The 23,315-nt window shown below is 41.6% G+C and carries 23 protein-coding genes and 1 pseudogene; 10 read left to right on the top strand and 14 right to left on the bottom strand.

What is annotated here, in order from left to right:
* Nucleotides 1–461: 461 nt before the first annotated feature.
* The 14 genes from GYY70_RS09070 to GYY70_RS09005 form a co-directional block, all read right to left on the bottom strand.
* A complete protein-coding gene (locus GYY70_RS09070) occupies nt 462–1,049 on the bottom strand; it encodes a hypothetical protein (protein ID WP_174832120.1) in 588 nt (195 codons plus the stop codon).
* 2 nt (nt 1,050–1,051) lie between these two features.
* A complete protein-coding gene (locus GYY70_RS09065) occupies nt 1,052–1,789 on the bottom strand; it encodes a hypothetical protein (RefSeq protein ID WP_174832119.1) in 738 nt (245 codons plus the stop codon).
* A gap of 279 nt (nt 1,790–2,068) precedes the next feature.
* The gene (locus tag GYY70_RS09060) at nt 2,069–3,331 is read right to left on the bottom strand and encodes a restriction endonuclease subunit S (protein ID WP_174832118.1); all 1,263 of its coding nucleotides are present in this window, start codon (nt 3,329–3,331) and stop codon (nt 2,069–2,071) included.
* Nucleotides 3,324–4,976 (bottom strand): N-6 DNA methylase, encoded by a 1,653-nt coding sequence (locus GYY70_RS09055; protein WP_174832117.1) that lies wholly within the window; start codon nt 4,974–4,976, stop codon nt 3,324–3,326. The genes GYY70_RS09060 and GYY70_RS09055 overlap by 8 nt, the downstream gene beginning before the upstream one ends.
* Nucleotides 4,970–8,077, bottom strand: coding sequence for a type I restriction endonuclease subunit R (locus GYY70_RS09050; protein WP_174832116.1), 3,108 nt, complete (start codon nt 8,075–8,077; stop codon nt 4,970–4,972). Before GYY70_RS09050 ends, GYY70_RS09055 begins: the two co-directional genes overlap by 7 nt.
* Before the next feature lie 398 nt (nt 8,078–8,475).
* Complete coding sequence (locus tag GYY70_RS09045; RefSeq protein ID WP_174832115.1) at nt 8,476–9,738, bottom strand: Y-family DNA polymerase; 1,263 nt, start codon at nt 9,736–9,738, stop codon at nt 8,476–8,478.
* Complete coding sequence (locus GYY70_RS09040; RefSeq protein ID WP_174832114.1) at nt 9,722–11,119, bottom strand: 3'-5' exonuclease family protein; 1,398 nt, start codon at nt 11,117–11,119, stop codon at nt 9,722–9,724. Before GYY70_RS09040 ends, GYY70_RS09045 begins: the two co-directional genes overlap by 17 nt.
* A 10-nt stretch (nt 11,120–11,129) precedes the next feature.
* Complete coding sequence (locus GYY70_RS09035; RefSeq protein ID WP_174832113.1) at nt 11,130–11,753, bottom strand: LexA family transcriptional regulator; 624 nt, start codon at nt 11,751–11,753, stop codon at nt 11,130–11,132.
* 209 nt (nt 11,754–11,962) lie between these two features.
* The gene (locus GYY70_RS09030) at nt 11,963–12,205 is read right to left on the bottom strand and encodes a hypothetical protein (protein WP_174832112.1); all 243 of its coding nucleotides are present in this window, start codon (nt 12,203–12,205) and stop codon (nt 11,963–11,965) included.
* Nucleotides 12,206–12,239: 34 nt separating this feature from the next.
* Nucleotides 12,240–12,845 (bottom strand): nucleoside triphosphate pyrophosphatase, encoded by a 606-nt coding sequence (locus GYY70_RS09025; protein ID WP_174832111.1) that lies wholly within the window; start codon nt 12,843–12,845, stop codon nt 12,240–12,242.
* Nucleotides 12,846–13,003: 158 nt separating this feature from the next.
* Entirely contained in the window at nt 13,004–13,996 is a 993-nt protein-coding gene (locus tag GYY70_RS09020) for an MDR family oxidoreductase (RefSeq protein WP_174832110.1), read from the bottom strand.
* A gap of 170 nt (nt 13,997–14,166) precedes the next feature.
* Nucleotides 14,167–14,787 (bottom strand): TetR/AcrR family transcriptional regulator, encoded by a 621-nt coding sequence (locus GYY70_RS09015; RefSeq protein ID WP_180214739.1) that lies wholly within the window; start codon nt 14,785–14,787, stop codon nt 14,167–14,169.
* Nucleotides 14,788–14,836: 49 nt separating this feature from the next.
* Nucleotides 14,837–15,679 (bottom strand): SDR family NAD(P)-dependent oxidoreductase, encoded by an 843-nt coding sequence (locus GYY70_RS09010; RefSeq protein WP_174832198.1) that lies wholly within the window; start codon nt 15,677–15,679, stop codon nt 14,837–14,839.
* 205 nt (nt 15,680–15,884) lie between these two features.
* Nucleotides 15,885–16,844 carry a PhoH family protein gene (locus tag GYY70_RS09005; protein WP_174832109.1) on the bottom strand — a complete coding sequence of 320 codons (960 nt, stop codon included), beginning with the start codon at nt 16,842–16,844 and terminating at the stop codon, nt 15,885–15,887.
* Between the two features lie 243 nt (nt 16,845–17,087).
* On the opposite strand from GYY70_RS09005, the pseudogene hisB reads away from it, so the two are divergent.
* The 10 genes and pseudogenes from hisB to tatC all read left to right on the top strand — a co-directional run.
* Nucleotides 17,088–17,678: pseudogene (gene hisB / locus GYY70_RS09000) on the top strand (imidazoleglycerol-phosphate dehydratase HisB); the annotation flags it as partial.
* A gap of 529 nt (nt 17,679–18,207) precedes the next feature.
* Nucleotides 18,208–18,855 carry an imidazole glycerol phosphate synthase subunit HisH gene (gene hisH, locus GYY70_RS08995; protein WP_174832107.1) on the top strand — a complete coding sequence of 216 codons (648 nt, stop codon included), beginning with the start codon at nt 18,208–18,210 and terminating at the stop codon, nt 18,853–18,855.
* Between the two features lie 49 nt (nt 18,856–18,904).
* Nucleotides 18,905–19,642, top strand: coding sequence for a 1-(5-phosphoribosyl)-5-[(5-phosphoribosylamino)methylideneamino]imidazole-4-carboxamide isomerase (gene hisA / locus GYY70_RS08990; RefSeq protein ID WP_174832106.1), 738 nt, complete (start codon nt 18,905–18,907; stop codon nt 19,640–19,642).
* Nucleotides 19,643–19,785: 143 nt separating this feature from the next.
* The gene (locus GYY70_RS08985) at nt 19,786–20,115 is read left to right on the top strand and encodes a hypothetical protein (protein WP_174832105.1); all 330 of its coding nucleotides are present in this window, start codon (nt 19,786–19,788) and stop codon (nt 20,113–20,115) included.
* Between the two features lie 34 nt (nt 20,116–20,149).
* A complete protein-coding gene (gene hisF / locus GYY70_RS08980) occupies nt 20,150–20,917 on the top strand; it encodes an imidazole glycerol phosphate synthase subunit HisF (RefSeq protein ID WP_174832104.1) in 768 nt (255 codons plus the stop codon).
* 51 nt (nt 20,918–20,968) lie between these two features.
* Nucleotides 20,969–21,385: a phosphoribosyl-AMP cyclohydrolase gene (gene hisI / locus GYY70_RS08975; RefSeq protein ID WP_174832103.1), complete on the top strand. Its 417-nt coding sequence runs from the start codon at nt 20,969–20,971 to the stop codon at nt 21,383–21,385.
* 12 nt (nt 21,386–21,397) lie between these two features.
* Complete coding sequence (locus tag GYY70_RS08970; RefSeq protein WP_174832102.1) at nt 21,398–21,745, top strand: phosphoribosyl-ATP diphosphatase; 348 nt, start codon at nt 21,398–21,400, stop codon at nt 21,743–21,745.
* An 84-nt stretch (nt 21,746–21,829) separates the two neighbouring features.
* Complete coding sequence (tatA, locus tag GYY70_RS08965) at nt 21,830–22,030, top strand: Sec-independent protein translocase subunit TatA (protein WP_084585738.1); 201 nt, start codon at nt 21,830–21,832, stop codon at nt 22,028–22,030.
* A 9-nt stretch (nt 22,031–22,039) separates the two neighbouring features.
* Nucleotides 22,040–22,516: a Sec-independent protein translocase protein TatB gene (tatB, locus tag GYY70_RS08960; RefSeq protein ID WP_174832101.1), complete on the top strand. Its 477-nt coding sequence runs from the start codon at nt 22,040–22,042 to the stop codon at nt 22,514–22,516.
* Nucleotides 22,517–22,529: 13 nt separating this feature from the next.
* Entirely contained in the window at nt 22,530–23,297 is a 768-nt protein-coding gene (gene tatC / locus GYY70_RS08955) for a twin-arginine translocase subunit TatC (protein ID WP_370521175.1), read from the top strand.
* Nucleotides 23,298–23,315 lie beyond the last annotated feature (18 nt).

The following is a 23,315-nucleotide window of genomic DNA, read 5'->3' as shown; positions in this document are numbered from 1 at the left end:
TTATAAAAAGCTACATTTTATAATTATTGTGAAGAGGATTGACTGATAATTTTTTAAACTTGCTTAGATAATATCCATAAATCGTTTTTAGTTGGAAATGTTAGTCAAAAATATAACACTGTTTTCTGGCTATTGTAAATAAATGGTATTAGCTAAAACAATGATATGTATTTTATAATTTTGTTAACTATTTAGACATTTGCTAGAGAGAAAGTCTGACAAAATATTCAATACTTTGTTGCAGGGCACTAGTCTGGTTTTGTTTATCATTGAGCTAAAGCATTTGTAGTGCCAACTATTATTCTTTCTTAATTAATATATTTAGCGTTAGTGATTTCAGTATTTTACTATTGTTAATAATTCTTCTCTGTACTTTATTAAGTGGCGTTGTAATAAATATTGCAGCAGCCTGATTTAAGAAATATTTATCATTATTTAATTTGGTAGATTAAGCGAAAAGTTTATTCCTCCTTACCATTGTGACTACGAAAGGGAAGTTTATGTTTTGTTTCATCGGTTCTGATACAAGGCATTTTCTTCTTTCCTACAGGACAGTTAGTTAATGAAGCTCTTGCTCCTTGAGCTTCTAGATTTTGAATAGAATGCTCTAAATAAGTTAGCTCTGCACGTCTGTTTTCTATTTCATCAAAAGTAGGTATATAGCAAATTACAAATATGAGCATCATCACAAAGCATAAAGCTAAAACGGACCAATTAATAATAATTATCTTCCATTTTAATTTTTTTGCTGCTTCAGCTAAGGTATCTGCAGTTTGTTGGGCTTTTCTATCAAGTTCTTGTAAGTCACCTATTACTTTTGTGGAGACAATATTGGCGCTTGTTTCTGCGGCACCTTTAATGGTATTCGGAACATCTTGAATAAATTGGTGAACAGTATGTTCAATAGTTTGATGCAGTTGCATTGACCTTTTAATAGCATTTTTGATGTCTTCTTGGCTTTGTGTTTGGTTATTCATTAATATAGCTAATGCATCAAAGCCATCTTGCAATTGTTTATTCATTACTTTGTATTCGTCGTTATTATTCATAATTACCTCTCAAAGCTTGGTTCATCTCTTTCTATTTCTCTTCTATGTCTGATGATGTGTTGTTGTTTAATTTCTACTTCTTTTCCTTTCCACTCTTGCTGTAGAGAGTTTCGCCAGTATTTATAATCCTTTCTTAGATCCATTATATCTTTCATCACCACATAATGAATTTCACCTTTAGTATTGGTGGATAGTAATAATCCTCCTGAACCACATTTTCCACCATTACCTAATGTTTTACGTACTATATTTAAATACCTTTCAGCATCTTCTGGAGTATAGTCATCTGAACCATTGGAGACATCGCTTGCGATATACTCAATAAATTTATTAAATACATTTGGCTGATGCTCTGGTAGTGAATTCATCTCAACATAAGGGCCAATTCTGCTGACTAAGGTGTGGTTATTCAAATCATCTTGGGTTACGCTAGTTTCTATATACCAATGGATTTTTTTAGAAATTGATAGCAGGTCGTAATATTGCTCATTCTTTAAGATATTTTCTAGCATCTTATGACGGATTAATTCTTTGTTAGAACGATTCTTAGCTTCCTTGAATTCAATTAAGTAAACTTTGTTTCCTAGCTTAGCCATTAAATCACCTAATAACTTATCAGCAGGTGTCTGCTGCAGTAGATTAATATGGCTAGTAAATGATAAATCAGTATTTTTAGAGCCAATACGATAGCCTAATCCAAATAGAAAGTTACCGATAATGATGTTCTCGTAGATTTTCATAAAGTGTTTGACCTTAAGACAAAGAATTTTCAACTTTCTGATTGTTTAACTTCATTAAATAGTATATTTTCTAAGGCTTTATTTATTAAGATGACCGCTTGTTTGGCGCAAAACATCCGTAATCCTGCGAAGTATTTGTTTGGGATGATTTGTAAGTCTCAGTTAGGAGCGTTTAGGACCACTAGGTTGGATTATCAAGATCAGGTTTAGTCTTTCATTATAACACTCACATATTAGCTTCAAAAAATACTCGCTTTAGTCAAACTAAAGCGAGTGCTGTTATTTCACGGTGACTTGACCATTCATTAGCATGGGGAGGAGAAAATCTCTTAATGATTGCAAATTATTATTTTCTATTTCAAGTTTATATTGCTTTTGTAAGAGCGGCGTAATCATCTCTGTAAATTTCTTTATAACAGATAAATTTGCATAGGCGAAAACAAAATTTTTTAACACCCCATGTCTAATTCCTTTGTGAATACTACCTGATGATGAGTTTTTAGAAAAAACTTTCATCTGCTCGCTTGATAGTAGTTTAAATAAATATTCACTAGTTACTAATGACTCATTAGCCCTAATAGTAAAAACTGACTCATTAATATTCCAATTAACAGGTTTTTCATGAATTAAATATGTGAGCCCAACAGGTTGTATACTTGTAAAAAGTATATCTCCTACTTTGATATCTGATCGTTTATTAATAATATCAAGTGTTACATCACTTACTCTATCCGTTTTATCAGAGAAAATTATTCTGCCCTGTTCGATATCTTTGATAGTAATATAATAATTATTACCTTCTCCTAATTTGAAATTATCTCTTGGGTTTAATCCTGTTCCAATACGTTCTACTACACTATTAAGTTGCTTATCAACCCAGCCATCTGGTATTTCTTGTTTCAAAGTAGTGTTATAAACCATCTTACCGCCTGAGCTTTTATAGGGTTTACCTTCTTCATTAGGAAAATCAAACTGCACAAACCAGTAGTCATATAAGGTTTTTGCCATCGCTTCTAATTCAGCATTGATGCGGTTGTTTAGTTCAATTTTTTGATCTAAAGTTGATAAAACATTAGCTATTTTAGTTTGATCATCTTTACAAACATGGTTTAAAGTCAATGTTTCCAATGCTGATATGTATAAATTTTTTTGAATACTACCGCCAGATTTATTTATTAGTTCATTTCTTTTGTGTTGCAATGTATAAAAAACATACATTAAATTTGATAAATTCTGCTTTACATGAATGTTGATAATTGCCCTATTACCACACATTTCATCTTTTAATATTCCTAATAAACCAATAGTTCCAGACTTACTAATTGCTATAGTATCTTTGCTAAACAGCTTTGCACTTTTTCCAGCACTTTCAAAACCTTTTTCCGTAAGAGTTCTTTCAGTATCATATACGTATCTATTATTAAGATCAGAAGCTCTTAACCACTTTATATTTCCACCAAAATACTCAGGTTGCTTTTGAGATGGATTTACATAGCCTTCTTGGAAATCACAGCAATCTTTTAATGTAAAACTTTTACTCATACTTCAACCTCGCCAACTGCTTTTTAATTTCTTCTTCCATCGTATGCGACTCTTTAAATAGCTCTTCAAGGTTTTGAGTATAGCCTTGCATTTTGGTAACGAATTCTTCGGGGGTAATATCCACGTACTCAATTTTTACGTCAAAATATTGCCCTGCGCTTAGGGAATAGTTTTTGTTGATAATCTCCTCATAACTCACCACCACAGAAAAATCTTCGTGTGCTTGTTTTTGGTTGAAGGCTTCGGTAATTTGTTGTTCTTCTGCTGGGGTGAGTACAGTTTTTTGGTTTTTGCCGTCTTTCACTTTTTTACCAAGGTTGGAGGCATCAATCAAAATTACCTTATCTTTATTAGTGGTATCAATAAAGATAATTGAGACATTAGTGCCAGTGGTGGCAAAAATATTGCTGGGCATGGAGACTACGCCTGCCAGCATTTTATTATTCACCAAATGCTCACGGATTTTTTTATCAATGCCTGATTGAGCGGTAATAAAGCCGGTGGGCACGACTACTGCTGCTTTACCTGTGGGTTTTAAGGAAGTGATAATATGCTGTAAGAACAATTGGTAAATCTCCATTTTGTCCTTATCTTTAGCTTTGATTTTTGGAATGCCTGCAAAAAAACGATCTTTATTAGCTTTGGTGTCTAAATCATCGCGGTAGTCGCTAAAATCCAGTTTAAAGGGTGGATTAGACACAATGTAATCAAAATGTTTTAGTTGATTGCCTTCTTTATGATAAGGGTGCAATATAGTATTGCCCTGTATTACATTAGGAATAGAATGCACGAGTCGATTCAATATTAAGTTTAAGCGTAATAGGTTAGACGATTTTTGTGAGATATCTTGGGTATAGATGCTGCATCTGGTTTCACCAATAGCATGGGCAACGTTCATTAATAAAGTGCCCGAACCTGCCGAGGGGTCATAACAGCTAACGTTATTTACTTTCCCTCGTTGTTCAACAGGTACTAGTATCGCCGTCATAATACGGGCTACAGCATGAGGGGTGTAATATTCGGCATATTTACCGCCGCTATTGCTATTATAGTCTTTGATAATGTATTCAAAAATAGAGGCGAAAAAATCAAAGCCTTTTGAGAAATTATCTTTAATCTTAAATTCCACTAGTTTATTGATAATGGCACGGCAGAAGGCATCTTTTTTACTGTCATCAGCAATAAAGTTACTGAGACGATCAAACAAAACAACCTTAGCACCGCCTCCTGTTTTAATGGAGAATACGTCGGTATTGCTACTGGCAATATCGATAAGCGTGTCATCAAATATTTTAGCAAAATTTTCTTGATTTTGGTTGTTAAACAAATAGCGAATAAAATGCACAGGCTTTAAATGCGCAATTCCCGCAGGTAAACTCAACAGGAGCATTTCATAATCATCTTCATCATTATGCTCCATTGAAGCCAAAGATTCTTCCCAATTATCGGTTTCAGCTATGTGAGGTTGAATTTTTTTAACGGCTGAAGCAAATTGGTCGTTTAAAAACTTATAGAGAAAAGCTTGGGTAATGATTTTAAATTCGTTGCCATCGTTACCCAGACCGTAGTTAGCACAAATAGCCTTTAGATCGTCAATTAATGTGCGAGTTTTTTTTTGAAAGTCGAGTTCGAGTTCATCTACCACTGAGAAGCTCCGTTAGTAAATTCCTTAAGGTATTCTTTAACCACCAGTTCATTAATATAATGAGAGGTAGCAGGATCTAATTTTATCTGATGTTGTGTCTTAAATTGGTTTATGATAGCTTGCATTGTAATTTTTTTAAAATATCCTTCATTATTTATAATTGGTAAATTTTGAAATATTTGCTCATCGGTATCGTGCTTTACATCATTTAGAGCTTGAAAAATTTGACGTTTATTGGCGCTCATTATATTTTTTTCTATTAAGCGTTTATGAATGCGGGTGTATTTTTCATCGCCCGAGTATTTTTGACGAAGTAAATTATTCTCTCTATTTAATTCATTAACACGCTTATAAATATTATTGAGTATTTCGGTATTGGCTTTCATTTCTTCTTGGGTGGTTGCACTCAAGTTCTTTTTCCTAAATAGCCGTTCCAGTTCTTCTTTTAGGGTGATGAATTTGGGGTCGTCTTGGTCAAAATTATCGTTCAGTGCCTCACGGGTACGCCTGAGTGTTTGCTGATAAGCATCGGCCAGCTGAAGTTCTTCTTCACCTACTTTAATAAATTCAAAAAGAATATCTTCTAAGGCGATATTCAAGAGATTGTTGGTTTCTGTGCCTTTTTCTAGGCTCTCTTTTAAATTGAGCAGATTCAGCCGATTAGTCGCCTCACGGTAAAGCAGATTAAGTTTGTTAAAATCGAGCTGGTCTAAGAAGCTAACCTCTTCTTGCAGACGAATAAGATTGTATAGGCTCTTAGCATTAGCCAAGGCTTTTTTAAGAGCTAAGATTGTTTCTCGGTTGTCTATTTCATTAATCTGCTGTGAAAAAATTTCTGCATTGGTGATATTGTAATTAAATAGCAAATCTTTAATCTGTTCGATTTCTTGCCGAATTTCTTGTTGCGATTTAAACAGCTGTGAGTAGCTTTCTATTTCATCGCCCAGTTCGTCTTGCAGCTCTTTGAAATAGGCTTTATTGGTCTCATCAAATTCTTTGCGAATATCGGCAAAATCAACCACATAACCATAGCGAAAATCTTTATAAGGCCGATTTACCCGTGTTAGGGCTTGCAGTAGATTATGAGAGCGGATGACACGCCCTAAATAAAGCTTTTTTAATCGTCTGGCATCAAAGCCTGTTAAGAGCATGTTAAATACAAAGAGTAAGTCGATTTTGCCTGCTTTAAAGTCTTCAATCCAGTCTTTACGCTGTTGTTTTGTACCTACGTCGTGCAAAATTAACGCAGCTGTTTTAACTTTGTTATCTTGCTTACGTTTAACAGTATATGTTGTGATTGGTTCTGCTACTTTTAATGGAGTCAGTTCGTTATCGTTAGCCGCTGCCTGGTTGAGCAACTGGTTATTTTGTAGGTAACGGTCATTAAATAGCTTAAAGAGTTGCTTGGCTTGTTCCGCACTGTCACAGATGACCATTGCACCAATGGTGGAGTCAGCAAGGACGCCTCTGCTTTTTTGAAAATCAGTAACAATATAATCCAGCATGGGTTCAACAAAGCTAGAGTGGGCATAAATAAATTTTCTATCCGCATCCCCTTGTTGAATCTCAGCTTCCTCTAGGGCTTTTTGTAAAGCCATTTTGTAATGAGTGGCGATTTCTTCACGAATTAGCCTTAGGGTGTAGCCATCGGCAATAGAGGCGTTATAGTAGTATTTATGAATATAATCGCCAAATAATTGGCGCGAGTTATAGTCTGTACCCAATAATGGCGTACCGGTTAAACCGATTTTAATCGCATTACGGTCAGATTGCTCGAGATTGGCTAAAAAGCTCCCTTTCGGATTATAGCTGCGGTGTACTTCATCTAAAAAGTACACCCGTTGAATACTGAGGTCATAATCTTTCGTAGAAACGACATCAGGATCATCTTCAAACTTTTGGATATTGACTACGGTAATTTCGGGCTTACCGGTATTATTATGAATCGCTTTAGTAGATTTAATATCTTGACTAAATGTCTCGCGTGAGTCGATGGTATAAACGGATAAGCCACGGCAGGTAAATTCACGCTGTGCCTGAATGAGCAGATCAATCCGATCCACAATAAAATAAAATTTAGGGATAATCTGTTTTTGCTGAAAATAATCGGTTAAGAATCTAACATTATAGTAGGTTAGGGCTGTTTTGCCACTTCCTTGAGTGTGCCAGATAATGCCTTTTCTAATACCCTCATTAAGTTTGTGCTCAATCGCTTTGGTTGCAAAAATTTGGGGGTAACGCATTATGTGCTTTTCAATCCTTTGTGTTTCTTCCACATAAGTAAGCGCATAACGTAAAATAAAAGCTAATCTGTCTTTGCTTAATAATGAAGTACAAATACGGTTTGTTGGCCTAAGCTCATTTTTATTGAGCTGAAATTCTTCACTGCTTCGAAGAATGACTTTATTGTTATCTTTGAGAATTTCTAGTTCTTTTTGCTCATCCAGCGGCTTAGAAAGCTCAGGTAAAATTAATGTTTGTTCTTCTCTAAAGTAGTTAAAAACAGGTTCACCATAAGAAGTACTAGCATAGAACGCGCCTTGTAGTGGTTGAATAGCGCCATCCTCATATTCCATGTTATTAGAAAAGATCATAAACTGTGTTATATTTATAAAACGCTTAAATTTTTTATTTTGAAAGCGTTTATTAATCCGATCACGCTCAGCTAATATTCCTTCAGGATTATTTGGTTTTTTAACCTCAATAAAGACTAACGGCATACCATTAATGAGTAATGTTATATCGGGTCTAAATTCTTCATCCCCATTTTTGTAGGTTAACTCAGTCACCACATGAAAGCTGTTGTTATTAAAACACTCGAAATCGATAAGTTTTGGACCTGAACTCGCTGTTAATTTTTCATAAAAAGCTTTCCCTAAATCCTCATTATCTAAACTTAGCTTCACTTCTTCCAGTAATCGCTTTGCATCATCTTGTTTTAATTGAGGATTGATTTTTTCAATCGCTTGAAGGAATAATTCAGGGAAAATATTGGTGTCAATATCGCACTGCGGTGTTTTAAGTGATAAATACTGATATCCCAAACGAACCAAATGCATTATGGTTGGTATTTTAACGCGTGTATCTTCATTGAATGCCATGGCTAATCCCCTCAATTTTTATAGCAGCCAAGACCAGATTTTATAATAACCCACTCTGATGATGATTTCAGTCGGGTGGTATCTAGCCTGAATTGTCACCAAGTAATGTTTGTGCAGATGCTGTTACTCGATGTATTTTTCCTTAATCAGTTAGATTATTATTATTGTAATAATCTACGTATTCGTCCAGATAAAATTTGAATGTTTTTTACTCGATATAGTAATTTTTAGTATAAATTAAACTTTTATTAGCTTGGGAAACTGGCTTCAATTTGTATTGAATATAGATATTATTAACTTTTTTTGAGAATACTCCGCTCTTAACTGAATGTTCTTTGATTTTTGGATGAATCCCATTTAAAAGGCAATCTTGGTTATGGATAGTCTGTGTAAAGTATTCAGATAGTTAATATTTCTGGAAATCTGGTAGTGATGCAGTTGCTTAGCTGAGTTCGGGTCATAAGCCAGTCGCCGGATTGCAGTTCGCTGCCAAGCCGGATGCTGCTGCGGCCGTAGCGGCTGATGATGTTGTCCCATGCTCTCATTAGTTCAGGGCGGTGATTGTACTGGCTATGGCAGAGTAAATCTAACTGCCGGAAGGTGTGCACTGGTTCGATGCCACTCAGTTCAATTCCACATTTTTTATATTCGTAGCCGGAACGGTAAATGCTGTTTAGCAGGTGCCGGGCAATGTGGTTGAGGGTGAGTGTGTCGTTACTGGCCTGAGGCAGTTTGGTAATCCGGTAGCCGTTGTATTGTGGCAGGTCGTGGCGAAAGCGGTTGGTGTAGATAAATACACCAATGATATGTGCCTGACTGTTTTGTTCGCGCAGTTTGGCTGATCCGGCGGTAATGTGATGGCTAATGGCCGCCTGTAAACCGTCAAGATTGGTGACCATGTTGCCGAAGCTGCGGCTACGGACGATATTCTGGCGACCGGCTTCTTCTGTGATGAGTTCGCTACAGGGAATTCCCTGCATTTCCCGCTGGGTACGTTCGAGTACAACACCAAATTGTTTTCTTAAGGTTGGGGTATGGGCATTGATGAAATCCAGAGCGGTGTGAATGCCTTGGGTGGCGAGCTTGTGGCCAATTCTGCGACCGATACCCCATATTTCGGTAACCGGCTCGCTGGCAAGGGCTCGTTGTCTGATATTCTGATTCCAGTCTGTCCAGACAATAACGCCATTGAAATGATGGCGGTGGCGTTTGGCCAGATGGTTACAAAATTTAGCTAGTGTACGGGTAGGGGCAATGCCGACACATGTCGGTATACCTACCCACTGCTGGATACGGGAGCGGATATTGTGGCCGAGCTGATGCAGGTTGTTCAGACCGTGCAGGCTGGCAAAGCATTCGTCGATTGAGTAGATTTCAATGGCCGGTACCAGTGAGGCAATGGTACTCATCATGCGTCGCGACAGGTCGGCATACAGCTCGTAGTTGGACGAGAAGACGATTAGCTTGCCTTGCCGAACTAGGTGCTGAATCTGAAAGTAAGGTACACCCATTCTGATGCCCATGTCTTTGGCTTCATTGGAGCGGGAAATGACGCAGCCATCGTTATTGCTCAGTACGATAACGGGTTGCTGCCTGAGTTCGGGGCGATAGGCTCTTTCACAGGAGCAATAGAAGTTATTGCCGTCAATCAGGGCAAACATGGGCAGGATTCAGGGCTTGCAGCAGATGTTTATGCTGACGGATGATTTGATAGATGTCGCGATCAAGCTGTCCTTGCGGCTGATTGAGCAGGGTTTGCAGTTCGTCGGTATTGCCGGCGCTGCCCAGATAAATCCAGTGGTGAAAGATGTGGTATTTGTGCTGTTCTTTTATATAGGCGTAACCACTAAACGGCCATGCAGCCAGTTTAATTTTCTGTAAAGCCAGTGCAAGTTTGAGGTTGTGCATGTCGGCGGTAATTTTGTTGATGCAGGCACCACTGCACTGATGCAGCTGATGGCGGAAGCAGGGGCGGTTATTGCTGCCTTTTTCGATCCCCAGAGTTTGCAGACACAGATCGGTGTTGCTGATGATGTTTTTAATGCTTTTCTGTGCATCACTTTTGCTGTGAAACAGGCCGTAATAGTGCTGTTCGCGGTTAAGCTGAACGTGGCGCATGGGAACAATGCTCAGGGTGTTGTATCCGTTAGTATTGGTATTCAGCCGGAAGCTAAACAGGTCTTTCTGACGGCGCAGGCGACGGTTGAGGATGGGCTGGCGCTGTTTAATCTGGGCTGATTCGGTGAGCAGGGCATCCAGTTCGCCGCTACAGGGGATAATGTCGATTTTTCTGGCTTGCTGTGACAGGCTCATTTCTTTGCTGTTGTGTACATCCTGACTGAAATGGCTCATCAGGCGGGTTTTAACTTGCTTGCTTTTGCCAATATACAGAGGAATGTCGTTGTCACCATAAATAAGGTACACGCCGTAATCGTCGCTGATGTTATCCAGAACATCGCTGTGCAGGTGAGCGGGCAGGCTGGGGCGCTGCATGATGGTTTTACAGGCCTGATGCAGGATATCTGCGGGAAAGTTGTGTCTGAGCTGCTGCCAGAAGTCGTAGATAGCCCGGGCATCGGCAAAGGCTCGATGACGGTTTTGCATGTCGATGTTATGGCGGGCAATAATTTTGTCCAGTCCGTGATGTTTGTGTTCGGGATAAAGCAGACGCGACAGTTTAACGGTGCACAGTTGCTGCGGGTTGAATGTTCTGCCCAGCCGTTTAAAAGCGGCTTTGATGAAGCCGTAATCAAAACGCACATTGTGCGCTATAAAGATTCGCTCTTTGAAGATGGCAGCCAGTCGGTCGGCAATTTCATTATCGAAATAAGGTGCTTTTTCTACCATTTTATTGCTGATGCCGGTAAGAGACTGAATAAAAGGCGGAATGCTGGTATCGGGATTAAGCAGGGTATGAAAAGTTTGTGGTTGCTGCTGTCCGGCTTCTGTGTAAATAACCGCGATTTCGGTAATACGGTCACTGGTGGTGCGTCCGCCGGTAGTTTCGATATCGACAAAGGCAAGTTGCTGATCTGAAAACATGGTTTCTTGGTTAGCGGATGTGTTTGATAACGTAGGTTACGACGCCGACGATGGCAAGGGTATCGCCTTCTTTTAGGCTGAAATTGGGATAAGACTGGCTGCTGTTTTCGGAGTGTAGTTCGATATGGCTGTTATCCAGTTTGTGTAGCCGTTTGATGGTAAATTCATTACCTAAATCGGCCATGACGATATCACGGTGTTTGGGTGTGATGGAGCGGTCGATGATAAGCAAATCGTTGCGGCTGATACCGGCATCCTGCATAGAATCACCACCGCAGCGTACGGCAATGGTGGCAGCCTGATTTTTTATCAGGTACTGGTTGAAATCCAGATAATCGCTGATATAGGGTTCTGCCGGGCTGGGAAAGCCGGCGGGAATGGTTTCGGTGGCTAAGGGAATGTTGAGCTGCATGAGGTTGTCGGCTATTTTCCAGCAGTTAGCAGGCAGATGCTGTGCCGGTCGCAGCGGGGTAACAGCCAGCTGATTCATCAGATGTTCTACTGCCGGTATCAGGCTGACAGGAATACGTTTGACTATTTTGGGTCCGGCAATTCTGGCTTTGCGTCCGGCGCCGGCTCTTACGCCGCCATGCTGATTGTGTTTTGCTGCTGTATCAACCACAATTGTGCTCATCTTGATTAAGTTATTTAATCAAGAATGGTAGATTTTTGATTTTTCTGCGTCAATTATGCCTGCTGCGGATGGCTGGTAATGGTTTGTTTTTTAGCTGTTATGCTGTCGGATATTACCCATACTAATCAAAGCTAACTTATTTTATAGTTTTGAATTGGTTTGTATTGATGTTATCGAATGCAGATAAATTGTGATGGCAGACAATAGGTTTACTGATGTTGTGCAGGCAGGGAGGCAGGACGGGCCGGATGGCTGTTTGAGCCTGAAGCGTTACTGGCTGAGTTTATTTCATCCGCAATCCGGTCCAGGGTAGTGGTGGTTTCCAGATGGGTACTTTGGATATCCGAAGCGGTGATAGCCGCAGCTTCACTGATGCTGTGTGTGCTCTCATTATGTGAACAGGCTGTCAGGCAGATAAGTGTAAGAGTGAATAGTGGAAGAGAAATTTTCATGGTAGTTGTACGGATGCTGATTTAATTCTGCTTATTATGATCGGGTAAGTGGTGTACAGCCACATTGGGTAAGCAGCTGAGTAGTTTCGTATACAGGCAAACCCATGATGCCGGTGAAGCTGCCGCTGATATGCTCGACCAGCATTCCGCCCATCCCTTGGATACCGTAAGCTCCGGCTTTATCCAATGGCTCACCGGTAGCAATATAAGCGGCAATCTGTTCATCATTTAAGGCGGCAAAACTGACTGTACTGGTTTGCAAGGTCTGAAAGGTTTGATTTTGCCAATAGATGCAGACTGCTGTATGGACATGATGTTGTTGTCCTGACAGCAGTTTAAGCATACGAGTTGCGTCGTTGATATTTTCCGGTTTACCAAGAATCAGGTTATTCAGGCTGACGGTGGTATCGGCACTGATAAGGGGAAACTCTGGTGGCTGCTGTTTGTTTTGCTGCCAGGCATTGAGTGCTGCACTGTTTTTCATGCTTGCCATGCGCCGGACATAATCTGTGGCGTTTTCATCCGGATAGGGAGTTTCATCAATCTCTGCATTTAGCCGCAATACATGGTAGCCAAGATTAATGAGAATTTCATGCCGGCGCGGGCTGCCTGATGCAAGATAGACGGTTAGCGGATTCATTGATACAGGATGATTATGTATGGTTGAAATTGACTACGGTTATTTTAGTATTGCTTTAAGTTAGCATGTTTCTTGTTAACAATATAATAAAAGATTATGCCGGATATTTGTTAGCTGCAAGTCATATCCGGCAGCAGATTAGGTTTACTATTATCGGTTTAATGGTTTACATCGACAATAAATCGTCCTCGGATTTTACCACTAATGATATCTTCTGCAATGTCGCGACACTGATTCAGCGATATGGTATGCGCGATATTTTCTAATTGCTGAATGTCCAGATGTCTGGCAAGAAAATCCCAGGCTGCAATACGTTTTACCCGTGATGCCATGACGCTATCAATACCTGCCAGGGTAATACCTCGCAAAATAAATGGTGCAACTGTGGACGGAAAATCCATACCCTGTGCCAGTCCACAGGCAGTAACAATGCCACCATACCGGATTTGTGCGCAGATATTAGCCAGACTATGAGAACCAAGCACGTCAATGGCTGCCAACCATTGTTCCTTTTGTAATGGCTTGCCTGTACCAGACAAGGTTCTGCTGTCGATAATATGCTGCACACCTAGTTGCTGCAGATAATCTGTATCGTTGATTTTGCTGGTAGCTGCGGTAATGGTATAGCCCAGCTGGGTGAGTAACATAATCGCCACTGATCCGACACCGCCGGTGGCTCCGGTAACCAGAATATTACCCTGTTCGGGGGTAATGCCATGCTCGAGTATACGTTGTACACACAAGGCTGCTGTATATCCGGCGGTTCCGATAATCATGGACTGTCGGGTAGTTATGCCTGCGGGTAGGGGGATAAGCCAGTCTGCATTGAGAAAAGCACGCTGGCTCATGCAGCCCCAGTGGGTTTCTCCACAGCCCCGGCCATTTAAAATCACTTTATCTCCGGCTTTGAAATGCTTACTGCTGGTGCTGATAACGGTTCCGACACCATCTATACCGGGAATCATCGGCCACTGCCGTACCACAGGTCCACTGTTGGTAATAGCCAAAGCATCTTTATAATTCAAACTTGAATACTGCACCTCAATCAGGGTATCACCTGGTTGTTGCAACAGGGTGTCTTCACTAATATTTTGGATGTTGCAGGAAAATTCAGTCTGATTTTTTTCTAAGAGTATGGCTTTGGATAGCATGATGATATTCCTGTTATTGTTAACTAGACGAATGGTCTGTTTTTATTATAGACCGGTTGTCTAGTTGTAAGCAATTATTGCCGAATCTATTCAAGTATAAGGGATTTTGATTAAATTTCAGTTAAGTAGAGTGTTATTGATTATGACTGGTAACAGATATTGGAAGCTGATTAATGGTTTTTTATCAGATTAAAAAAATGTTTGGTAAAGATATCCAGCGGCGTTGCATTTTTGAGCAGTTTGGCACGGCTGACTGCACCTTCCCAGCCAAGCCAGAAAAAGTAAGCCAGTTTTGTGCAGTCTGTTTGTGAACTGATTTCTTGCTGCTGTTGCGCCAGCTGCAAACAGCAGGCTATTTTATCCTGCCAGTTGTGCAGGATGTTGTTGAGTAAAGCAGGATAATTTTGTGGCAGAAGAGATTCATCCTGCATTAGCTCACCCACCAGACAACCTCTGTTGAAATGATATTTGGCCATGCTGGTTTTGGCATCTGTGCAGAATGCATTAATTCTGGCCAGTGCGGAAGAGATATTCCGGTTTAATAAATGTTGTTCCAGTTTTTCAGTAAAAAAGTGGTCGTAGTATTGGAGTATGGCTATGCCAAACTCTTCTTTACTCTTGAAATAGTGATAAAAAGAACCTTTGGGTACGCCTACCTGTTTCAGTATGCTTTCAATATTGGCACTGATGTAGCCGTGTGTGGTCATGGCTGCTACGCCGCTGCGGATAAGGGCGATTCTGGTGTTATTACCTTTGCGGGATAATGAGGGTGTACTGAATAATTCTGTCATTGTTATAAGATTTTTGCGGGCTGGTTGGGACAAATGGCTGTGGCAGGGGTCAGTTTGATTTTCCCTGTTTTCTGACGGCAGTGCGACACAGCCAGTCCAGACAGCTGATGGGCAGGAATTTTTTCAGATACCAGAAGAGGTGTGCCGGTACGGTAACCGGGTAACGTGCTTTAGGTTTGCTGGCATTGAGTGCACGGGCGCAGACCTGAGCGCATTGTTCGGCAGTCAGTGTAAACGGTGCGACAGAACCGGCAGCCTGCAGGCGGTTGAGCTGTGCCTGATAGGCGGCACGATGCACGCTGTTTTCAACATCTATATATTGTTTGAATTTAATCAGAGCATTGGGACGAAAGCGACTGGTGATCGGTCCGGGCTCAAGCAGGCTGATATAAATACCACTGGCATGAGTTTCATGACGCAAGGTATCACAAAGTCCTTCCAGTGCAAATTTGCTGCTGGTATAAGCACTGCGCCAAGGCATGGCTGCATAGCCCAGTATGCTGGAATTTACCAGAATACGGCCATGCTGCTGACGCCGGAAAATTTTCATTGCTGCGTTGATGCATTGCCATGTGCCGAATACGTTGGTATTAAACTGTTCCTGTAAGGCTGCCCGGCAAAGATCCTCGGCTGCACCTGTCTGACCGTAACCGGCATTGCAAAATAAAGCATCAAGGTGGCCGAATTCGGCTATTACGGTTTCGATAGCTGCCAGTATCTGTTCATCATTGGTAATATCCAGTTGCAGACTGTGAAAACCTTCTGAACGTAAGCGCTCTACATCTTCTGCCCGACGGCAGCTTGTATAAACGCGCCAGTTGTCTTGTCGCAGAAGCTGAGCGGTTGCATACCCGATACCGCTGGAACAGCCTGTGATCAGAATAGTTTTCATCATATTTATGTCGGTTGGAATTTATTTACCGGATGTAGTTTAACATGCCGGAAAATGGATATGTCCGGGTTGTTTGACAGTTATGCTGTTAGCAGCAGGCGGTAAAATATCATTTTCCTGTCTGTGCGGAATATGCAGCTTCTGCCGGTAATCAAATTATTTTATTGCGTTATCAGTGTGCTCAGATTAATCATTAATCAAAAGATTACTGTTCTTTTTCAGCTGCTTCATCATAAGCGTCGACAATTTTCTGTACTAACGGATGGCGTACTACGTCTTCGCTGGTGAATACGTGAAAATAAATCCCCTCAATGTTGCTGAGTTTTTCACGCGCATCTTTCAGACCGCTTTTGATAGTTTTAGGTAAGTCGATCTGGCTGATGTCACCGGTAATCACTGCTTTGGCTCCGAAGCCGATACGGGTCAGGAACATTTTCATTTGTTCTGGTGTGGTATTCTGGGCTTCATCAAGAATAATATAAGCCCCGTTAAGTGTGCGTCCGCGCATATAGGCTAAAGGTGCGATTTCAATCAGCCCTTTTTCCAGTAGTTTGGTCACACGGTCGAAGCCCATCAGGTCATAAAGGGCATCATACAGGGGACGCAGATACGGATCGACTTTTTGTGCCAGATCGCCAGGCAGAAATCCGAGTTTTTCTCCGGCCTCTACAGCCGGACGAACCAGTACGATACGTTCTACCTGATGTTTTTCAATGGCATCTACTGCAGCAGCGACGGCAAGATAGGTTTTACCGGTACCGGCAGGCCCCAGCCCAAATACGACATCATGTTTTAATAATGCCTGTATATAACCGTTCTGACGCGGGGTGCGCCCGCTGATGTTGCCGCGGCGGGTGCGCAGAGTCCAGACTTTGGGTTCATGGTGGTCTGAATTTTCCTGTGTGGTGGTTTTGGCTTCTACCGCAGCTAAATGGATGTCACTATCGCTGATATCGCGCTCACGCGCTATGCTGGCCAGATTCTCCAATGCTTTCACTCCTTGACTGATATGTTCTCCGCTTAAGGTAAAATGGTCAAAACGACGGGTAATTTCAAGATCCAGAGCTTTGCCCAGGCTGATAATGTGCTGGTCTAATACGCCGCACAGACGTTGCAGAGAAATATTGTCTATCTGATGTAACTGATAATGGCTGGTTTGACTCATAATTACAATAAATAAAAAGATAAATATTGATTTTAATATGTAGTCAGGCTGATCGAAAGCAAGAGAGGATGATTTGATAATATTTTATCTGATAAACGTGTTTTTTGTGTTTGCTGAAAAGAAAACACCGGCTGACCTTGCCGGCAGAAATGAGTTGATATAGATTGTAGGTGTAGTGGAGAAATGCCGCAGGCAATTTATACTACTGCATATATAAATAATTTTGAAATGGAACATTGCATGCGAACTGCGACAATTACGCGTAATACCAGTGAAACAAAAATACAAATAAGTATTAATCTTGATGGCACCGGTATAGGAAATTTTGATACCGGAGTGCCTTTTCTGGAGCATATGCTCGATCAGATTGCCCGTCATGGGTTAATTGATCTGGATATCCGTTGTCGCGGAGATCTGCATATTGATGATCATCATACTGTTGAAGATATTGGTATTGCGCTGGGACAGGCGTTAAAACAGGCACTGGGTGATAAATGCGGTATTACGCGTTATGGACATAGTTATGTGCCGCTGGACGAATCTTTGAGCAGGGTGGTGCTGGATTTATCCGGTCGTCCCGGTCTGGTTTATAACGTAGAGTTTACCCGGGCGTTAATCGGTCGGTTTGATGTGGATTTGTTCAGTGAATTTTTTCATGGTTTAGTGAATCATGCCATGATGACTCTGCACATTGATAATTTGCGTGGTTTGAATGCTCATCATCAGGCAGAAACGATTTTCAAAGCGTTCGGGCGTGCTTTGCGAATGGCTGTTACTCAGGATGAGCGAATGGCAGGGGTGATGCCGTCGACGAAAGGGACGCTGACTGCATAATGGTTTTGTATAGATTCTAATCCGCTGGTGTGTATACATTGGCGGATAAATTTATTTATGTCGGTCTGTACGAGTAATTATGAAACTATCTGCAATAATTTATTTTGCAAGTCACAATTACTGATGGCTGTCTTATATACGTTATGTTGTGTTGGAAGTGATTGATTACAGTTTCTATCGGCTTTTGCAATCAATTGCTGATGAATATGCCGGTTATTTATATCTTCAGGATTATTTTTTTACGGTAAGTTGTCATTGAATTTAACGGATAAAAATAAATGAAATCAGTCACCGGATAATAAAATTCTGATGGATAATATGGAAATAATCAGCATAATTGCTGATAAATATGTGTTTTTTTAGCAAGATTATGGCTACGTATCATAATCTGCCAGTTTCAGATTTTCAGCTATCCGGTGTTCATGTATGATAACAAGCTGTTTCTTAGCAGGCAGCCCGTTAGTGATAACCGGACTCCGGATAAACTTTTGCTGCAGGTATGTTCAGTTGATTTTATAAAGATATGAAGATGAAAGTAGCCATTGTCAATTATGGTATGGGTAATCTGCATTCAGTGCTGAAATCTGTACAGGCGGCAAACCAGTTACAGCAGATGCAGGCGGAAGTTATTCTGACAGCCGAACCGGATGAGGTATATCAGGCTGATAAAATTATTTTTCCTGGTCAGGGGGCTATGCCGGACTGTATGGCTGCTTTGCAGCGGAGCGGATTGGCTGATGCGCTGGAAGACGGATTGCGGCGCAAACCGTTTTTTGGTATCTGTGTTGGTGCACAATTGCTGTTTGAATGTAGCGAAGAGGGTAATACGGCCGGATTAGGCTGGTTTCAGGGTACGGTACCGCGTTTTCAGGCTGCATTAAGTACTGATGGCAGGCCACTGAAAATACCGCATATGGGCTGGAACCGTGTACATCAGATGCAAGAGCATCCTTTATTTGCCGGTGTGGCTCAGGATGAATGGTTTTATTTTGTTCATAGTTATTATCTGCGACCAGAGGATCCGTCAATTATTCTGGGTACGGCTGATTATGCCGGTGATTTTGCCTGTATAGTAGGCAGAGATAATGTTTTTGCTACGCAGTTTCATACTGAAAAAAGCCATGCGGCCGGTTTGCAGCTGCTGGGTAATTTTTTACGGTGGGATGGTACGTTTTAATTGAAGTAAAGGTACCGGTGTTTAACTCGTCAGTATATTTGAATTTAATATGTTATTGATTCCAGCAATTGATTTAAAAGGCGGACAGTGTGTACGTCTTCAACAGGGGCTGATGGAAAAAGCCACTGTATTTTCTGATGAGCCTGCGCAGATGGCTGTGCACTGGTGTGAGCAGGGGGCGCGTCGTTTGCATTTAGTTGATCTGGATGGTGCTTTTGCCGGAAAACCAGAAAACATGACCGCCATCAAAGCGATACTTGAACAGGTAGCGGATAATGTGCCTGTGCAGCTTGGCGGTGGCATTCGTGATTTGCATACAATTGAACAATATCTGCAGCTGGGACTGAGTTTTGTCATTATTGGTACAGCAGCTGTGAATAATCCCGGATTTGTGCGTCAGGCATGTGCAGCTTTCCCCGGACAAATTATTGTCGGGCTGGATGCCAAAGATGGTATGGTTGCCATTGATGGCTGGGCGAAAGTGACAGATATTCATGTTACTGAGCTGGCAAGACAGTTTGCGGATGATGGTGTTAACAGCATTATCTACACTGATATTGGTCGCGATGGAATGATGAGTGGTGTGAATATTGATGCCACAGTTAAGCTGGCACAGGCAGCTTCTGTGCCGGTTATTGCATCCGGCGGGGTGAGCAGTATGAAAGATGTGAAAGCTTTATGTGCCGTAACCGGGCAGGGTGTTACCGGAGCTATTGTAGGACGCGCGATTTATGAAGGTTCACTTGATCTGGCCGCAGCACAGCGGATGGCTGATCAGTATAAGTAATAAATTTTGCTGACAGTGCTTGATCAGAATATTTTCTGATAATCTGATTTTGTATAAATTAATAATCATATAGGACTCGATTAATACCGATAGCCAATATGATTTTTGGACTGTAACTGTACAGGTAATCAGGGAGGACGTTTATGGTTAGCATCTTAGGTGCGGTAGTAATAGTTTTATGGCTATTCTTTACAATGAATCGCCCGAGACAGACATTTTTTCAGGCCAGTATATTTACGATGGCGATGATGGTATTCAGCAGTATCATAGAACATGCATGGCCGGAAGTTAACAATGTCTGGTTAGTGGGATGGATGGCACAATGGGTATTTGTATTCATTGTCATATGGCTCTTTGATATTATTGCTGTAAGTACTACCAGTGCTGTGATTTATACATTAATTGTGGGTATTGCTTACTATTTTTATCAGAATCATATTTTTGCTCTGGTTGAGCAGTGGCTAAGTAAATGATTGCTGCTCAGTAGCAGAGAAAGATGGCATTATTATGGCTTTAGCCAAACGTATTATTCCCTGTCTGGATGTTGATAACGGGCGGGTAGTTAAGGGAATTAATTTTGTTTCTTTGCGTGATGCCGGTAGTCCGGTTGAGGTAGCACAGCGCTATAATGATGAAGGTGCTGACGAGCTGACTTTTCTGGATATTACCGCCAGTTCGGATAATCGTGATACGATTTTACATGTTATTGAAGCGGTAGCCAGCCGGGTATTTATTCCGCTGACAGTAGGAGGCGGCGTGCGCAGTGTTGAAGACGTGCGCCGCTTACTTAATGCCGGTGCTGATAAGGTATCAATTAATACTGCAGCAGTGACCAACCCTGAACTGGTTAGTGAAGCCAGTGCATTTTTCGGTAATCAGGCAATTGTTGTGGCGGTAGATGCTAAAGCAATCAATGCCGAGAATACCTGCTGGGAGGTTTTTACTCATGGCGGACGCCGGCATACCGGACTCGATGCAGTAGCCTGGGCACAGGATATGGCCTTACGCGGAGCCGGTGAGATTTTGCTGACCAGTATGGATCGTGATGGTACCCGTGCAGGGTTTAATTTACCGTTAACCCGGGCTGTAAGTGATGCTGTGTCGGTTCCTGTTGTTGCATCGGGAGGTGTGGGCAATATTGAACATTTGATAGAAGGTATTCAGGAAGGTCATGCTGATGCTGTACTGGCTGCCAGTATTTTTCACTTTGGTGAAGTACGTATTCAGGATGCCAAGATAGCCATGAAACAGGCCGGTATTGAAATGCGTATCTAATCTGGCTTCTGATAGTGGTTGTATGTTTACCTGAAAATAAGGACAATTGCAGTGTTTGATACGCTTCTGGAAGCGATAAAGTGGGATGATAAAGGTCTGGTTTGCGCGGTGGTACAGGACAGGCATACTCAGCGCGTTCTTATGGTGGCATGGATGAATGCCGAAGCTTTGCGTCAGACGGTAACTACTGGTCTGGCTCATTATTACAGCCGGTCACGCCAGCAGCAATGGATGAAAGGCGAACAGTCCGGGCATACGCAAAAGGTATATGAAATGCGGCTGGATTGCGACGGTGATGCACTGGTGCTGCTGGTTGAGCAGTCCGGAGGTATTGCCTGTCATACCGGACATGCCAGCTGTTTTTATCGTGTTTATCATGATGGTGACTGGCAGAGTACTGACCCGGTTATCAAAAATGAAAATGAAATATATACACGTCCTGCCAATGGACACACACATACTGATTAAAGAGGAAGCAGGATGACACAATTGCCGGAAAAAGCAGATTTTTCCAGAGTATTAACTGAACTGGCTGATGTGCTGGACAGCAGACGTGAAGCTTCACCGAAAACTTCTTATGTTTCTCAGTTATTACATGCCGGTGAAGATAAAATCCTGAAAAAAGTGATTGAGGAAGCCGGTGAAGTATTAATGGCATCCAAGGACGGGGATAAACAGCATTTAGTTAAAGAAGTTGCTGATGTCTGGTTTCATACGATGGTGTTATTAACTTATCATCAGATTCGGGTTGAAGATGTATTGCAGGAATTGCAGCAGCGGCAAAATGTGTCTGGTCTGACTGAAAAAGCCAGTCGCCAGCCACAGTAATTACAATGGAATTTTAAATATGCGCAGCTGTGAGTAAACAGCAGGCGCATGTTTTTTTAGGCAGTTGAAGTAAAGGATAACATCATGGGCAGTTTTTCAATTTGGCATTGGGCTTTGGTATTACTGATTGTTGTACTGATTTTTGGCACCAAAAAATTACGTAATCTTGGTAAAGATCTGGGCGGAGCTGTACATGATTTTAAGCAGGGACTGAACGAAAGTGACCGGGAAAGCGCAAAAAATGATGATGTAATCGAACATAATAAAGACGACAGCAAAGTGTAGAAAGCATTTATGTTTGGTTTGGGGTTTGGTGAAATTTTACTGATTGCTGCTGTGGCTCTGGTTGTACTCGGACCGGAGCGGCTACCCAAGGTAGCACGCAGTGCCGGTCTCTGGGTCGGGCGCATTCAGAATTTCATTAATAATGTTAAAACCGAACTAAGCCAGCAGGCCGGCGTGGCAGAATTCAGGCAGGCGCGTGACAGCATTGAAGCCGCAGCCCGTTCTTTTGAGCATGATATCAATGCCAATGTGCATAGTATCCGCGGTGAAGTAGATGAACTTAAACGTCAGCTCTCTAAAGATGAACAGCAAACTGAAACAGACAGTACGCCGGAGTTCTCTGGGTCGTCACAAAATTATCATTTGCCTGTAAGGGAAGCACCATTGCTGCATCGGGTATCGTTACGCCGGCAGGCTCTGCAACGCCGGCGGGATATGCGACCGCGGCACAGCATTACTCCTAAACTGCGGGTACGCCGACATTGATGGATAACCGATTGTGAAGCAGGTTGAAGAAAATACTGAATTGACACTGATTGATCATTTGCTGGAATTGCGTCGCCGCTTGATGTGGATTCTGGGAATTCTGCTGCTGTGCTTTGTAGTTTTAGTGCCTTTTGCGCAAAAAATTTATACTTTTGTAGCTGAACCATTAATGGCGAATCTTCCGGCTGGTCAGCATATGATTGCTACTGAAGTGATTGCCCCGTTTTTTGTGCCGTTAAAAGTAACATTGATGGCGGCATTTCTTCTGACACTTCCGCATACACTGTATCAAATCTGGGCTTTCGTGGCACCGGGTTTGTACAGACATGAGAAACGTCTGATACTGCCATTGCTGATTGCCAGTGTTTTATTATTTGCTTTAGGTATGGCATTTGCCTACTATCTGGTTTTTCCGGTTATTTTCCGTTTTCTTACCGGTGTTATTCCTGTCGGTGTCAGTATGGCAACTGATATAGATAAATATTTGTCTTTTATTCTAGGTATGTTTGTAGCATTCGGAGTAACATTTGAAGTGCCTGTACTGGTGATTCTGTTAAACAGAATCGGAGTAGTGTCTGTTCAGCAATTGAAAAAAGCCCGTGCCTATGTGGTGGTAGGTGCTTTTGTTGTGGCTGCCGTAGTAACACCACCGGATGTGCTGTCGCAAACATTACTTGCTATACCATTGATTCTTCTTTATGAAGTAGGAATTCTGGTGTGTCGCTGTTTGGGTAGTAGTAACGAAAAGACTGCTTTAACAGTCCACTCGGGAAGAGAATAGTTTTGTCACTTTTACTTT

Origin of the sequence: Snodgrassella sp. ESL0324 (genome assembly GCF_013344955.1) — a bacterium.
Lineage (GTDB): Bacteria > Pseudomonadota > Gammaproteobacteria > Burkholderiales > Neisseriaceae > Snodgrassella > Snodgrassella alvi.
The sequence above is the reverse complement of the archived record's forward strand: the minus strand, read 5'-3'. Positions and strand labels throughout refer to the sequence as shown.

Coding starts and splice junctions, on each gene's coding strand:
- GYY70_RS09060 (WP_174832118.1), bottom strand. CDS start 3,331: ATGAGTAAAAGTTTTACATTAAAAGATTGCTGTGATTTCCAAGAAGGC.
- GYY70_RS08985 (WP_174832105.1), top strand. CDS start 19,786: ATGGTTAGCATCTTAGGTGCGGTAGTAATAGTTTTATGGCTATTCTTT.
- GYY70_RS09005 (WP_174832109.1), bottom strand. CDS start 16,844: ATGAGTCAAACCAGCCATTATCAGTTACATCAGATAGACAATATTTCT.
- tatA (WP_084585738.1), top strand. CDS start 21,830: ATGGGCAGTTTTTCAATTTGGCATTGGGCTTTGGTATTACTGATTGTT.
- hisH (WP_174832107.1), top strand. CDS start 18,208: ATGAAAGTAGCCATTGTCAATTATGGTATGGGTAATCTGCATTCAGTG.
- GYY70_RS09040 (WP_174832114.1), bottom strand. CDS start 11,119: ATGTTTTCAGATCAGCAACTTGCCTTTGTCGATATCGAAACTACCGGC.
- GYY70_RS09020 (WP_174832110.1), bottom strand. CDS start 13,996: ATGCTATCCAAAGCCATACTCTTAGAAAAAAATCAGACTGAATTTTCC.
- GYY70_RS09035 (WP_174832113.1), bottom strand. CDS start 11,753: ATGAGCACAATTGTGGTTGATACAGCAGCAAAACACAATCAGCATGGC.
- tatB (WP_174832101.1), top strand. CDS start 22,040: ATGTTTGGTTTGGGGTTTGGTGAAATTTTACTGATTGCTGCTGTGGCT.
- GYY70_RS09015 (WP_180214739.1), bottom strand. CDS start 14,787: ATGACAGAATTATTCAGTACACCCTCATTATCCCGCAAAGGTAATAAC.
- GYY70_RS09010 (WP_174832198.1), bottom strand. CDS start 15,679: ATGAAAACTATTCTGATCACAGGCTGTTCCAGCGGTATCGGGTATGCA.
- GYY70_RS09030 (WP_174832112.1), bottom strand. CDS start 12,205: ATGAAAATTTCTCTTCCACTATTCACTCTTACACTTATCTGCCTGACA.
- GYY70_RS09070 (WP_174832120.1), bottom strand. CDS start 1,049: ATGAATAATAACGACGAATACAAAGTAATGAATAAACAATTGCAAGAT.
- hisA (WP_174832106.1), top strand. CDS start 18,905: ATGTTATTGATTCCAGCAATTGATTTAAAAGGCGGACAGTGTGTACGT.
- GYY70_RS09065 (WP_174832119.1), bottom strand. CDS start 1,789: ATGAAAATCTACGAGAACATCATTATCGGTAACTTTCTATTTGGATTA.
- hisF (WP_174832104.1), top strand. CDS start 20,150: ATGGCTTTAGCCAAACGTATTATTCCCTGTCTGGATGTTGATAACGGG.
- GYY70_RS09050 (WP_174832116.1), bottom strand. CDS start 8,077: ATGGCATTCAATGAAGATACACGCGTTAAAATACCAACCATAATGCAT.
- GYY70_RS08970 (WP_174832102.1), top strand. CDS start 21,398: ATGACACAATTGCCGGAAAAAGCAGATTTTTCCAGAGTATTAACTGAA.
- GYY70_RS09025 (WP_174832111.1), bottom strand. CDS start 12,845: ATGAATCCGCTAACCGTCTATCTTGCATCAGGCAGCCCGCGCCGGCAT.
- GYY70_RS09045 (WP_174832115.1), bottom strand. CDS start 9,738: ATGTTTGCCCTGATTGACGGCAATAACTTCTATTGCTCCTGTGAAAGA.